The following is a 12,802-nucleotide window of genomic DNA, read 5'->3' on the forward strand; positions in this document are numbered from 1 at the left end:
TCGAGTGACTTTACGCTACAGTGTGCTCGCGAGCGGTTCGACCGGTAACGCGCTCTATATTGAGACGGACCGGGCGAAATTGCTCGTCGACGCCGGATTGACCGGCAAGGCGATGCAGCAACGCATCACAGACATCGGCCAGTCGTTCGAGGGTATCGACGCACTGCTCGTCACACATGAGCACTCCGACCATATTAAAGGAGTCGGGATCCTCGCCCGAAAGTACAACTTGCCGATCTACGCGAACACGAAGACGTGGGCAGCGATGGAAGACAAAATCGGGAAGATCGATCCGGCCTTGAAGTTTCATTTCGAGGTCGGTGACGTCAAACAGTTCGGGGACATCGAGATCGAGTCGTTCAACGTCAGCCACGATGCGGCCGACCCGATGTTTTATCAGTTCGCCCATGACGGCAAGCGGCTGGCCCACATCACCGACACCGGGTACGTCTCGGACCGGATGAAAGGGCTCATCCGCGGCGCGGACGACTTCATCTTTGAGTCGAACCATGATGTCTCGATGCTACAGATGGGTCGGTACCCGTGGAGCGTCAAACGGCGCATCCTCGGGGACTATGGCCACGTCTCGAACGAAGACGCCGCCATCGCGATGAGCGAGGTCATCGGTGAGCGGACGAAACGGATCTTTTTGGCCCACCTCAGTAAAGACAACAATATGAAAGAACTCGCGCAGATGAGCGTCGCACAGACGCTCGGCATGCGTGACGTCGATCTTGGACGCATCAAATTGCATGACACCGACCCATTAATCCCATGTCCGCTCGTTTCTTTATAAGCGAACTTGGGAAAAGACAGGTAACACTGTCCTGAAGGGGGGGCGCGTCGTGAACGAAGAGAGACACCATGAGTATGAACCTCAAGACGTCGAACCTTTAGAGCACGAAGCAGCATCAATGAACGATTCACCATCGACTTATCCATCCCGAAGCGAGTGGCGTCCAAAGCAAGAGGAACACGTGCGCCATAAGCCACGGCTGAATGTAAAACCGTTATTACTCGGAGGGGTTGGCGGATTCTTAGGAGCGGCGTTATTCTTTTTCGCGATGATGCTCTGGGATTCGCCGACCTCTCGTTTTGTTACAAACGAGCTGGTCCGTACCGAGCAAGCCGTCACCGTCACGGAGTCGGACATCACGGCCGCCGTCACGGGCGCGAAGACGTCCGTCGTCAGCATCACGAACATCCAGCGTGCCTTCACCTCGGACTCGCAATGGGAGGCCGGTGCGGGCTCTGGTGTCGTTTATAAAGTCGACGGGGACACGGCGTACATCGTCACGAACTTCCACGTCATCGAGGAAGCGGACGAGATCAACGTCGCCTTCGCGGACGGGCAAGTCGCACCGGCCACGATTTTAGGAGAAGACCCGCTCAACGACTTGGCGGTCGCCTCCGTGAAACTTCCGGAGAATATCGACGTCAATCCGATCGTGCTCGGCGATTCGACGGTGCTACAGGCCGGCGAGACCGTGATGGCGATCGGCAACCCGCTCGGCGTCTTTTCAAACTCGGTCACGCGTGGTATCGTCAGTGGTGTCGAACGGACCGTGCCGGTTGATACGAACGCGGACGGTCTCATGGACTATAACGCCGAAGTCATCCAGACCGACGCCGCCATCAATCCCGGCAACTCAGGCGGGGCACTCATCAACATCCGCGGTGAGCTCGTCGGCATCAACTCGATGAAGATCGCCGAAGCGAGCGTCGAAGGGGTCGGCTTCTCGATCCCGGTCAACGTGGCGCTACCGGTCATCGACATGCTCGAGCGTGACGGACGGGTGACACGGGCTCAGCTCGGCGTCACGATCCAAGAAGTCATCGCCGTCCCGGGCAATGTCCGGGAAGAATACGGCATCAGTTTTGACAAAGAGGACGGGGTGTTCGTCGAAGCGATCACACCCGGTAGTCCGGCCGAACAAGCGGGGCTTCGCGTCGGGGACGTCATCACGAAGATCGGCGACCGTGAGATTAAACGTTACGTCGATTTACGTGACGCTTTGTACCGAGACGCCGCGGTCGGGGATAACATCGTCATCGAATATACACGGCGAGGCAAGGCAGAAACGACCGAGGCCACATTAACAGAAGCAACGTAAAGGAGCGGCGACGCTTCTTTTTTAAGGAGGAAAATTTGTGGAAAAAAAAGTATGCAAGGAACATGTTGAAATCGCTTTAGACATCATTGTCGATGAGACGGGGGAGTACCCGTTACTCGAAGAACTATCCACAAGTGGACAAGTCAAATGTGAGTTCTGCGAAGCCGACGCAACATATGTTGTGTCAAGCAAAAAATGATTGTCAACATGTGGATTTGTGGATAACTCTGTGGATAACCCTATGGATAACTCCGAAAAAACTGTGGAAAAAGGAAGAATTGGATGAATATTTCAATTATCACGGTCGGCAAATTAAAAGAAAAATATTTGAAACTAGGAATTGCGGAGTACACGAAGCGTCTGTCGGCATACGCGAAAGTGCATGAAATCGAGGTTGCGGACGAGAAAGCGCCCGAACATTTGAGTGAAGCCGACATGTTTCTAGTAAAACAAAAAGAAGGCGAGCGGATTTTGGCGAAAATCAGTCCGGACACGCACGTCATCGCTCTCGCCATCGATGCCAAGCAGCGGACGAGTGAAGAATTCGCCCGTGAGCTCGACAAGTTGGCAACGTACGGCAAGAGCAAAATCGCCTTCGTCATCGGTGGGTCGCTTGGCTTATCCGACGACGTCATGAAACGGTCGGACGATACGATCTCGTTCTCGAAGATGACGTTCCCGCATCAATTGATGAAGCTCGTCTTGTGTGAGCAGATTTACCGGGCGTATCGGATCAATCGGAATGAACCGTACCATAAATAAATGAGAATTTAGTCGTAAACTGCACCAAAATCAAGTTATAAATTTTTGATTAAAAGGTATAGTTACCTCCACATAGATTAAATGAGGAATGTGGAGGTAATAATATGCTTAATAAGGGCCTGTTGTTAGTGGCTTTATCGGCAATTTTATGGGGTATCTCCGGTGGACTTGGCAGTTTTTTAATGGATAAAGGTTGGGACCCTTTGGTCGTTTCTTTTTACAGAGGAACTGTAGGGTTAATATGTCTTCTAATTTGGTTTGCATTTCGACCAGTCCGGTTAAACAAGCGTTTATGCCTTTGGGCCGTCGTAGCAGGCATTGGGATAGTAGGAAACTTTGTTTTTTACTTTGTTAGCATCTCAGAATCAAGCGTCGCCGTAGCGGCGGCCTTGATGTACACGGCACCTATCTTTGTTCTCCTTATCTCGTTTATATTTCATCTGGAAAAACCGTCTCTCTTCAAATTCATAGCAATCGCTTTCGTGATGGTTGGTGTCGTCTTGCTGACGGAAGTTTACAATGTCGGCTCTGATCAGGTTACAACGATTGGACTTCTAGCGGGCCTAGGCGCTGGACTATCATATGCGTTGTTTATTTTTGGTTTTAAATATGCTTCAAAGCATGGAGAACCACAAGGGATTTTGGCAATCGCTTTTCTTACGTTTACGTTCATCATGTTGTTCTTCACAGATTTGAATGAAGCAGTATCCGTCATTTACTCACCAGACTGGTTCTGGATGATTCTATTAGGGATCTTTGGTGCGGGTTTATCCTTCTTTTTATACGTAGTAGGTTTGGAGAAAACGTCGCCAACTTCAGCTTCTGTTATTGCCATGGTCGAGCCAGTCACTGCGTCCTCTTTTGGATTTTTTCTCCTCAGTGAAACACTCAACGTTGTTCAACTATGTGGAATGGCGATCATATTGATAACTGTGACCGTCTTAAGCGTGAAGAAAGGCTAGAGTGAATTCATAGACATCGTAGCCGTCGCTAGGAGTTATCTGAAGTAATTATGTGTATTGAAACACCAAAAATCAGTCACTATAATAAATTGAAAACCCACATTTGATGATAACTCTTTCTAGACAGAAAGGTTGGAAGGGTGAACTACTCACCACTTATTTGCTTCGCAACTTGAAGTGGGAGCTTCTTGGGAAGACCGTGCTTTGACCAGCCACGGTTGTGGACCAAGCTCGTCGGGCAGTCCCTACCCTGGAGTGTTTCAGTCGGCGAGGCGCAACAGGTTGAGGCTCGCGTTGACGTCGCGGTCATGGTGCGTGCCGCATACGGCGCATGTCCACTCGCGGACGTGCAGGTCCTTCTTGCCGCCGTTCTCGCCACAGGCCGAACAAACCTGGGTCGAGGCGAACCACGGGTCGGCCTGGATCAGTGTGCGGCCGTGGAACCTGCATTTGTAGGCGAGCTGGCGGACGAACTCGCCCCATCCGGCGTCCCCGATCGACCTCGCCAGGCGGCGGTCCTGCATCATCTCCCTCGGTTTCAGCGTCTCGACGACGACGACTTGGTTCTCGTCGACGATGCGTCGTGACAGCTTGTGGAGGAAGTCATGTCGGCGGTTCCGTACCTTTTCATGCTTTTTGGCCAATAGGAGCCGCGCCTTCTCGCGGTTCCGGCTGCCGGGCTTCTTGCGGGAGAGCGAGCGCTGCGCCCGTCTCAGCCGTTCCTCGGCCTCGCGCAGGTTGCGCGGGTTCGGGACCTTCTCCGTCACGAGCGCGTCGTTCGTCATGACGGCGAAGTGCCCGAGGCCGAGGTCGATCCCGATCTTGTGCTCGGCCGGGACCCAGGGCTCGTCGGGCTGCTCGACGAGGAGCGACACGAAGAACTTGCCCGTCTTCGTCATCGACACGGTCGCCGAGCGGATCTCGCCGTCGAAAATTCGGTGCTGTGTGAAGCGGATGAACCCGACCTTCGGGAGCCGGACCCGGTCCCCCTCGATGCGGATCGTGCCGTGCTGGTTGTTCGTCGTGTAGGAGGCGCGCGATTTCCGTCTCGACTTGAACACCGGGAAGCCGGCCGTCCCGGCGAAGAACTTCGCGAACGCCGCGTCGAGGTGAAGCTTCGCGTTCGCGAGCGCGAGGCTGTCCGCCTCGGCGAGGAACGGGAACAGGGGCTTGTACGAGGCGGGTGTCGGCAGTTTTCGCTTCGGGCCGGTCCCAGCCTTCGCCTCCTCGTGGATGGTGATGCGGTCCTCGAGCAGCTTGTTGTAGACGAAGCGGGCGCAGCCGATCGTCCTGACGAGGAACTCGGCCTGTGCCGCCGTCGGGTGGAGCCTGTATTTGTAGCCCTTCAGCATGTCTCCGCCTCCTCTCGGCCGATGATCGTGATGAACGTCTTCCTCATCCGATACCCGCGGCGGGGGAAGGGAAATCTGACGGAATCACGAACTTCTGTTCGTCATATCTGTCACAGGGGTGGCCAAGAGGTTTATGTACGGGCGATTCATCTCCCACCTACGCTGGGCTTCGCCCCAGACGCTTAGAGGTGGGAGAATTCTCGCTTAATTATGTTAAAAATGAAAAAACGACCATTGGGACATTCAGGGATTGAAGTATCGGAGATCGGCTTTGGAGCATGGCAGTTAGGTAATGAAAAAGACTGGGGCAAGATGACGGATGAAGAAGCGATCCATTTAGTGGAACAAGCAATGGATGAAGATTGCACGTTTTTTGATACGGCACCAAACTATGGAGCCGGGAAAAGTGAAGAGTTGATCGGAAAAGCCGTTAGAGGAAAACGAGATCAAGTCGTCATTAGTAGTAAGGGCGGCCATCATTCAAATGGAGAGCTGAACTTTGAACCAGAGCAGTTACGGTTATCTGTCGAAAGTAGTTTACGCAGATTACAGACCGATTATTTAGACTGCCTCTTACTACATAATCCTCCGTTCTCAACGCTAACTAGTGAATCTCCGCAGTTTGAGTTACTAGAACAGCTAAAAGCTGAAGGGAAAATTAAATCGTATGGGGCTTCGGTTGATACGGGAAAAGAAGTGACCGAATTAATCAAGCATACCGACAGTCAGGTGATTGAGGTCATGTTCAATATGTTTCATCAGGAACCAGCCGAGTCAATCAAGCTGGCATACCAACAAGGCGTCGGAATCATTGCCAAGATTCCACTCGATTCAGGTTGGCTAACTGGAAAGTATGATCGTTATAGTAAATTTAGCGGGATTCGGGACAGATGGAGTAAAGAAGAAATTCAGAGAAGAGCTCGATTGGTAGAAAAAGTTCGTCTCATTCTTGGAGAAGAACGCTCGATGGTACAAGCGGCACTCCAATATGTTCTCTCTTTCGAAGAAGTGTCTACCACCATTCCTGGGGCGAGAAATATTGCACAACTGCAACACAATATTTCTGCATCAGAAGGTGAGCTGTCGATGAAGGTGTTAAATGAGCTCCATAAACTATGGGAAGAAGAAATAAGTGGTTCGAAGCTGCCGTGGTAATTGAAGAAGGTCGGCGGATGTGTCGGTCATATCGGATCAATCGGAATGAATCATAGCATAAATAAACGAAATGGCGGACAGATTTACAATTACGATATCGTAGATCTGTTTTGGCTGTTTTTAGCTAAAGAATAATTCTGCATTGATTTAAACAAACCTCATAAAATCTATTTTAACTTATTAAAATTTGTATTTATTTATAAAAGATAAAAAATGTATACTTGATATAAGGATAAAAATTACATATTTTATGAGGAGATATGAACGTGAAAAAAATGATGGTAACGAGTCTGGTTTTAGTGCTGATTATTGTAATAGCCGGTTCGATTATTCTATTCCAATTTAAACCGTTTGAACTCACAACGAATAAGAGCTCTGATACATCTTTAGTTCAGGACAAAATCGTAGAATTGTCAGAACTGGCAACATTGAAATATGAATATAGCCAAGTCATTGTGAGTCGAACTAATAGAGAGGTTTCTCTTGTGGGATTATCGGACATAAAATTTGCTGAAGCAATTAGGCTAATTGAGTATTCTGGGTATTTGAAAGCAGGGACTGATTTCTCCAATATTCAATTGTCATACGACGATGCAGATGACCGCATGTTAGTACGAGTTCCAAAATCTAAAATTCTTGATAACGTTGCCGAAACTGAGAAAGCTAAAGTAGAAGATGTAAAAGGTAATATTTTTTCAGACTATCCTACTCAGACGATATTTGATGAGATCAATGCTGAGAAAGAAAAGGTTGAAAAGAAAAAGGTTGATCAGGGATTCTTAGAAGAGGCAGACAAAGCAGCGGAAAAATTATTGACTTCTTTTTTGAACTCTAACGGATATGAGAATGTTACGGTTAAGTTTTATTAAAATACAAACTAACTTCATAAATGTATTAATGCTCACGCTAAAAGGGAAATCTACGTTGTAAGTGTAGATTTCCCTTTTTTATCTATCATTTTTCATCTACTAAGAGCGCCAACAATGGAGCTGTAAAGTTATCAAATTTAGCCTTGTCATTAAGTGAAATCCAGGCTACATCAATAATGTCGTTATTAACTTCATTATCCAAGTCAATGCAAAGGTCTCCGCTAATAATTTCCGCAACGAAAGTGTATTTGCTTGAGTTTTTAAATAGTAGTCTATTTATTTTCACATCGTATCCTGTTTCTTCTTTTACTTCTCTGATACAAGCTTGTTCATGAGTTTCAGTTCGTTCAACACCACCGCCAGGAAAATTCCAAACAATATCTCCTCTTTGAACGTATTGCTTGACCATCAAAACTCTATTTTCTTGTATTACAACGGCTTGAGCAATCATCATATTATCTCCTTTTGGCGAGCAAGTTTTAACCGATTTACAGTTGTATAACTTGATTTTTGACATGCTGAAATAAGATTTTCTCGACTTTTCTTTAATTAAGTAGCACAGTTCTTCCATATTTATTTGATGTTTAACGGACTCGTCGGATGTTTTGAACCGTAATCAATCCAAGTACTATGATGGCAGTGAGACCGAAAAACGTTAACATGAAATAGAGAGGAGCTCCCGTCGTTCCGATAACGACCTCGTTTTGAAGCATTTCGACGTTGTTCGCTTGTGACACGATGTCAGGCTCATACCGGGCCGTCCGAATGAGTCCGATTGTGAACGTTCCAACGAAGTAAAGCAGGTGGAGCAGGGTAGATATGAGAACCCCAAGTTTGATTGTTTTCAAAAGGACACTCCTTTTTGTAAAATCATGTATAACGATAGTATAGCGAGGATTTCCTGAAACTTACAGATGGGGAGTGAGGACAATCGAGACGATTTACTTAGCAGGAGGTTGCCTATGGGGCGTCCAGGCGTTCATCAAGACGCTACCTGGTGTCATTGAAACGGAAGCTGGACGTGCGAACGGGACGACGAACACGCTTGATGGGGACTATGATGGCTACGCCGAATGCGTCAAAACAACGTTTGACCCAGAAGTCGTTACGATGGATGAATTGATGGATTACTTGTTTGAGATCATCGACCCGTATAGCGTCAATCGTCAAGGCGAGGACGTCGGGGAGAAGTATCGGACCGGTGTCTATAGCGAGGATCTTCGGCATGTGGATGCGGCCCGTGCGTTTATCCACAGACGGCGTGATGTCGACCGGATTGCGCTCGAGGTGTTGCCGCTCACGAACTACGTACGGAGTGCGGACGAGCATCAAGACCGGTTAGAACGCTGTCCGGACGATTATTGCCATATCCCGCAAACGTTGCTCGATAAATACAAATAAGAGCCGACACAGCGTTGTGTCGGCTCTGTTTCGTTAATCGCGTGTGAGGACGTTGACGAGCAACTGATGCACGACGTCATGGTCGCGCACGTCATGCAGTTTGTAGTCTTTCCCGGGCAATGTGTACCATTCGGCCGCCCCGACGTATGTGATGGCGAGTTCGAGCGTGCCGTCTTCCTGACACGTCGTCCGTAATTCGAGTTCGCCGCTGATGACGCCGACTTCTTCAGTCATAACGCCATGTGAGGCTTTAAATGTAGAGGAATGTTGATTCATAGCAGACTCCTTTCTGAATCAGTAAATGCAAGCGTTGATGGCGGTTTGAAGGGCCGCTTTCTCCGACGACTGCAGGCTTAGTCCCCAACGGCTCTTCGTCTCGACCCACATCTTCGCATAAGCGCAGCGTGCCCCGGTCCGTGTCGGCTGCCATGTTGACGGATCTTGGTCACCTTTTGAGCGGTTCGAGCTAGCTGAGACGGCAATGAGCTGCGGGCCAGTTAAATCGTTGGCGAAACTTTGACGTTTCGTCGTCGTCCAACTGTTCGCGCCTGAACGCCATGCTTCAGCCAAAGGTACGACGTGGTCGACATCGAGGCTAGATGGCGACGTGAATGTCACCCCATCATAGTAACTGTACCATGACCCTGACGTGACCGGGCAGTCGCCGACGTAGGAGTCCGCGTCGCGTTTCAAGACGATTTGACGTGTATCACAACCGTTGCCTTGACCGCTCCAGTGCGGGAACAAGTCACGGCTATAACCGGTCATCGTACCTTCAGTCTTGACCGTTAACGCGTTCAGCTTCGTGAGGGCGTTCGACTTCGACGGGATGCCCGGCGGGAGCGCCGAAGCGGTCGGTGTGGTTAAGTGAAGCGACGTGACGACTAGAACGATGGCGAACAAAGAACTGATGCATTTTTTGAGCATGTTTGTGCCTCCTAGTATGTATGACGACTGGGTGAATCACATCCAGAATTGCTTGATGCACATCGAATATACATGGCGAAACATGAAGAAATACTGAAATTTACAAAAATGAATCAAAAGATTAGAAAAGTTGAGGTTTTAGACATAAGACATGACATCAGACGTCCCGGCTTTAGAACTACTGACATACGCGCGAGCAACAACTATTGGTATAATGAAGTCGGTTTGTAGTCAAGAACGAAGGAGTTGGGACAGATGAATCAAAAAGATATCGCGGCAATCCGCAAGCATTTCAAGTTGAATGCGGAAGCGGTCAAAATCGCTGAAATTTATAATATTTATATCCGCCAAGACAGTAACGAGATCTTTCACGAAGAGATGCGTTCGTTCCCGTTTTTGGAGCAAGAGCATCAGGAACTGTTTTTGACGAGTTTTAAGAAAGTACTCGGCGGCAAGCTCGACGAGAAGCTGTTTGAAGTGAAGTTCCAGACGCCGGAAGCGGGGCAGACGGACCATACGCAAACGTTGTTGTACAAAGGATTGAAAACGGAAGACACAGAAGACTGGGCAGCCTCGATGCAGAAAGTCGCATTAAAGATGGTCCAAGACGCTCCGTTTGAGAAAGATGTCGTCGTCACGTTTATTCGCTTCCAATACAATAAACCGACACGTCGTCATTCCGAAGAGACGGAAATCGACATGCGCGACGAAGTATACACGTCGCGGTTCATCCTCGGCAGCATCAACCAGACCGAACTGCCGAAACAGTCGCTCGTGTTCGACTTTATCGAGCGGGAGTACAAATCGAACGTCTTCATCAATCCTGTCATCAAACTCGACGCACCCGTCGGCGGTTTCTTGTTCCCGTGTTTCACCGACAACGCGGCCGACGTCAACCATATCTTGTATGCGGCCCAGAAGGCGCACCAACCGGACTTCCGTTTCATCGAGAATGTGTTGAACGGCACCGAGATCGTGACGGCCGTCGAAGAGAAGGCGATGTTCGAAGAAGTCGTCAAAGCTGTCATCGGCGAAGAAGTCAACTTGGCGACGCTTGCGACGGTGTATGACGAGATCAATCAAATCATCGTCGCCGAAGCCGAGCGCGAAGAGGAAGACCAGACGGTGCCGATGATGGATGCCCGCACGGTCGAGATCGTGTTGAAAGCGAGCGGCGTCGAGGACGTAACGACAGAAAAAGTCGAAGCGGCGTTCCAGCAAGTCGTCGACGACCGGCAGTACGAGATGAAGGCGAGTAGCGTCATCCCGAAATACACGTCGAAATCGATCAAAATCAATACGAAAGTGGCCAACATCGCCATTAGTCCGCAAGACTTGAAATATGTGAAGCAAGTGAACTATAAAGGGAGACCGTGTCTATTGATCGAAGTAGAAGACGACACGGAGATTGAGGGGTTCAAGTTGATCTCTGAAGAACTGCTCGACTAATTCATTCTGGTTGAAGGAAATCGATGGCTCCCGACAGATCGGATTGAACATAGGCTGGTAGCGTTCAATAGATGGATGTTCTACATTAGAGAAGATAAAGGCTCAGGCGCAATCGCCTGAGCTATTTTTATGACAATCAGGTGAGGAAGGTTGAATTCAAGACGTGTTATCGGTATGATTCTGTTGAAAGCGTTCTCTCGAAACCGTTATTTTTTTACTGTTTTCCGAAAGCGCTTTCGATAACGTGGTCAAAACACAAAAAGGCCCGGAGAAATCAAACTCTCCGAGACCTGGATTGGTTATTTATGTGCTTTACTCACTTTTAGCTTTTTGCCTTTAATCGGTGTCGACTCCATCGCCTGGAGGACGACTGAGCCTTTCCCGTTTAAGATGTCGACGTACGTCATCTGATCGGTGATCGTAATGATGCCGATGTCTTCAACGGTCACACCTGGGATTTTGGCGATCGTGCCGACGAAGTCGATGGCACGGAGTTTTTTCTTCTTCCCGCCGCTGAAGTGAAGCTTCAGGATGTCTTGGTTGATGCGCGCTGTCTTGTTGTTACGGACGACGCGTCGACCGCTCAACTTCTCTTCGAACGCCGCTTTGCCGCGAGCGACTTGTGCTTCGGTCGGGGCGTCCATCGTCGGAATCTCGAACTTGATGAACGCTTCGATGGCGCGAACGAATTTACCTTCATAAGGAGTCGCGAGCGTAAGGGCTTTCCCTTTGTTACCGGCGCGGCCTGTCCGTCCGGTCCGGTGCACGTAGCTCTCTTTTTCCATCGGGACGTCATAGTTGATGACGAGATTGACGTTATCGATATCGATGCCGCGTGCCGCGACGTCTGTCGCTACGAGATAACGGAAGTTGCCCGTCTTGAACCCTTCCATGACGGCGAACCGGTCTTCTTGCTCAAGTCCACCGTGGAGCCGTTCACAAGAATAGCCGGCCTTATCGAGCTCGCCATACACGGTGTCGACATGTTCTTTCGTCCGGCAGAAGATGAGACAGCTGTCAGGATTTTCGACGACAGTGATGTTTTGTAACACCGACAACTTGTCTTCATTGCGGACTTCGATCAAGCCGTGCTCGATCGTCGAGGCCGTGACGCCAGCAGACTCGATCGAGATGCGGGTCGGCTCGTTCATGTGTTGTTTGCACAGACGCTCGATGTCGTTCGGGAACGTGGCCGAGAACACCATCGTCACGCGGTCGGTCGGTAGCTTTTGAATGATGGCTTCGACGTCGGCGAGGAAGCCGCGGTTCAACATCTCGTCCGCCTCATCGATGATCAAGTACTTGATCTGGTCCAAGACGAGCGTTTCGCGTTCGATATGGTCCATGACGCGTCCCGGTGTCCCGACGACGATATGCGTCTTCTGTTTCAAGTCTTCACGTTGTTTTGAGAACGGTTCTTTCCCGTAAACGGCAGTCGCCTTGATTCGTTTGAAGCGGCCGATGTTCGTCATGTCTTCCCGGACTTGGACGGCGAGCTCGCGTGTCGGTGTGAGAATTAACACTTGTGGTTTGTTTTCTTCCCACGCGATCATTTCAGTGATAGGAATGCCGAATGCGGCCGTCTTGCCGCTCCCGGTCTGCGCTTTAACGACTAAATCTTGGTGCTCAAGTGCGAGCGGGATGACTTTCTGTTGCACTTCTGTCGGTGCCACGTACTTCATGATACCGAGTGCGCGTTGGATGTCTTCACTTAAGCGGTAGTCCGCAAAGTTTGGTTGATTCATATGTTTACCTCGTTTTCGTGTAAGAAACTTCTGTTGTAGAAATTTTCATTAGCAATTTAGTTTACG

At 49.5% G+C, this 12,802-nt stretch carries 15 protein-coding genes; 9 read left to right on the plus strand and 6 right to left on the minus strand.

All coding sequences use genetic code 11. The annotated features are described in order from the left end of the window. The first annotated feature begins 4 nt into the window (after window positions 1-4). The 5 genes from EVJ21_RS10695 (at window position 5) to EVJ21_RS10715 (ending at window position 3,838) form a co-directional block, all read left to right on the plus strand. Entirely contained in the window at window positions 5-796 is a 792-nt protein-coding gene (locus EVJ21_RS10695; protein ID WP_070329351.1) for an MBL fold metallo-hydrolase, read from the plus strand. 49 nt (window positions 797-845) lie between these two features. Next, on the plus strand, window positions 846-2,114 hold the full coding sequence (locus EVJ21_RS10700; RefSeq protein WP_070329352.1) for a S1C family serine protease: 1,269 nt from the start codon (window positions 846-848) through the stop codon (window positions 2,112-2,114). A 37-nt stretch (window positions 2,115-2,151) separates the two neighbouring features. Further along, window positions 2,152-2,313 carry a CxxH/CxxC protein gene (locus tag EVJ21_RS10705; protein ID WP_070329353.1) on the plus strand — a complete coding sequence of 54 codons (162 nt, stop codon included), beginning with the start codon at window positions 2,152-2,154 and terminating at the stop codon, window positions 2,311-2,313. An 83-nt stretch (window positions 2,314-2,396) separates the two neighbouring features. Further along, window positions 2,397-2,876, plus strand: a complete 480-nt coding sequence (rlmH, locus tag EVJ21_RS10710; RefSeq protein ID WP_016509065.1) for a 23S rRNA (pseudouridine(1915)-N(3))-methyltransferase RlmH — start codon at window positions 2,397-2,399, stop codon at window positions 2,874-2,876. Window positions 2,877-2,980: 104 nt separating this feature from the next. Next, window positions 2,981-3,838, plus strand: a complete 858-nt coding sequence (locus EVJ21_RS10715; protein ID WP_070329354.1) for a DMT family transporter — start codon at window positions 2,981-2,983, stop codon at window positions 3,836-3,838. A gap of 260 nt (window positions 3,839-4,098) precedes the next feature. Here the strand turns inward: EVJ21_RS10715 and EVJ21_RS10720 are convergent, their stop codons facing one another. After that, complete coding sequence (locus EVJ21_RS10720) at window positions 4,099-5,190, minus strand: RNA-guided endonuclease TnpB family protein (RefSeq protein ID WP_131466050.1); 1,092 nt, start codon at window positions 5,188-5,190, stop codon at window positions 4,099-4,101. 210 nt (window positions 5,191-5,400) lie between these two features. Here EVJ21_RS10720 and EVJ21_RS10725 point away from each other — a divergent pair, with 210 nt between their 5' ends. After that, window positions 5,401-6,345: an aldo/keto reductase gene (locus EVJ21_RS10725; protein WP_236636583.1), complete on the plus strand. Its 945-nt coding sequence runs from the start codon at window positions 5,401-5,403 to the stop codon at window positions 6,343-6,345. Window positions 6,346-6,620: 275 nt separating this feature from the next. Further along, window positions 6,621-7,214, plus strand: coding sequence for a DUF4230 domain-containing protein (locus tag EVJ21_RS10730; protein WP_236633561.1), 594 nt, complete (start codon window positions 6,621-6,623; stop codon window positions 7,212-7,214). Between the two features lie 85 nt (window positions 7,215-7,299). On the opposite strand, the gene EVJ21_RS10735 is transcribed toward EVJ21_RS10730, so the two are convergent. Both EVJ21_RS10735 and EVJ21_RS10740 read right to left on the minus strand, forming a co-directional pair. Further along, on the minus strand, window positions 7,300-7,665 hold the full coding sequence (locus EVJ21_RS10735) for an NUDIX domain-containing protein (protein ID WP_131490467.1): 366 nt from the start codon (window positions 7,663-7,665) through the stop codon (window positions 7,300-7,302). Between the two features lie 133 nt (window positions 7,666-7,798). Next, the gene (locus EVJ21_RS10740) at window positions 7,799-8,062 is read right to left on the minus strand and encodes a hypothetical protein (protein WP_131490469.1); all 264 of its coding nucleotides are present in this window, start codon (window positions 8,060-8,062) and stop codon (window positions 7,799-7,801) included. Between the two features lie 82 nt (window positions 8,063-8,144). Here EVJ21_RS10740 and EVJ21_RS10745 point away from each other — a divergent pair, with 82 nt between their 5' ends. Further along, entirely contained in the window at window positions 8,145-8,615 is a 471-nt protein-coding gene (locus EVJ21_RS10745) for a peptide-methionine (S)-S-oxide reductase (protein WP_131490626.1), read from the plus strand. 33 nt (window positions 8,616-8,648) lie between these two features. On the opposite strand, the gene EVJ21_RS10750 is transcribed toward EVJ21_RS10745, so the two are convergent. After that, a complete protein-coding gene (locus tag EVJ21_RS10750) occupies window positions 8,649-8,891 on the minus strand; it encodes a hypothetical protein (protein WP_131490471.1) in 243 nt (80 codons plus the stop codon). A gap of 18 nt (window positions 8,892-8,909) precedes the next feature. Beyond that, window positions 8,910-9,542, minus strand: a complete 633-nt coding sequence (locus tag EVJ21_RS10755) for an HNH endonuclease family protein (RefSeq protein ID WP_131490473.1) — start codon at window positions 9,540-9,542, stop codon at window positions 8,910-8,912. Between the two features lie 255 nt (window positions 9,543-9,797). Between EVJ21_RS10755 and EVJ21_RS10760 the strand changes: the two genes are divergently transcribed. Next, the gene (locus tag EVJ21_RS10760) at window positions 9,798-10,991 is read left to right on the plus strand and encodes a DUF4317 domain-containing protein (protein ID WP_131490475.1); all 1,194 of its coding nucleotides are present in this window, start codon (window positions 9,798-9,800) and stop codon (window positions 10,989-10,991) included. A 299-nt stretch (window positions 10,992-11,290) separates the two neighbouring features. Here EVJ21_RS10760 and EVJ21_RS10765 read toward each other — a convergent pair whose 3' ends face one another. Further along, window positions 11,291-12,736, minus strand: a complete 1,446-nt coding sequence (locus EVJ21_RS10765) for a DEAD/DEAH box helicase (protein WP_131490477.1) — start codon at window positions 12,734-12,736, stop codon at window positions 11,291-11,293. Window positions 12,737-12,802 lie beyond the last annotated feature (66 nt).

This window comes from Exiguobacterium sp. SH0S2 (genome assembly GCF_004337185.1).
Classification (GTDB): domain Bacteria; phylum Bacillota; class Bacilli; order Exiguobacteriales; family Exiguobacteriaceae; genus Exiguobacterium; species Exiguobacterium aurantiacum_A.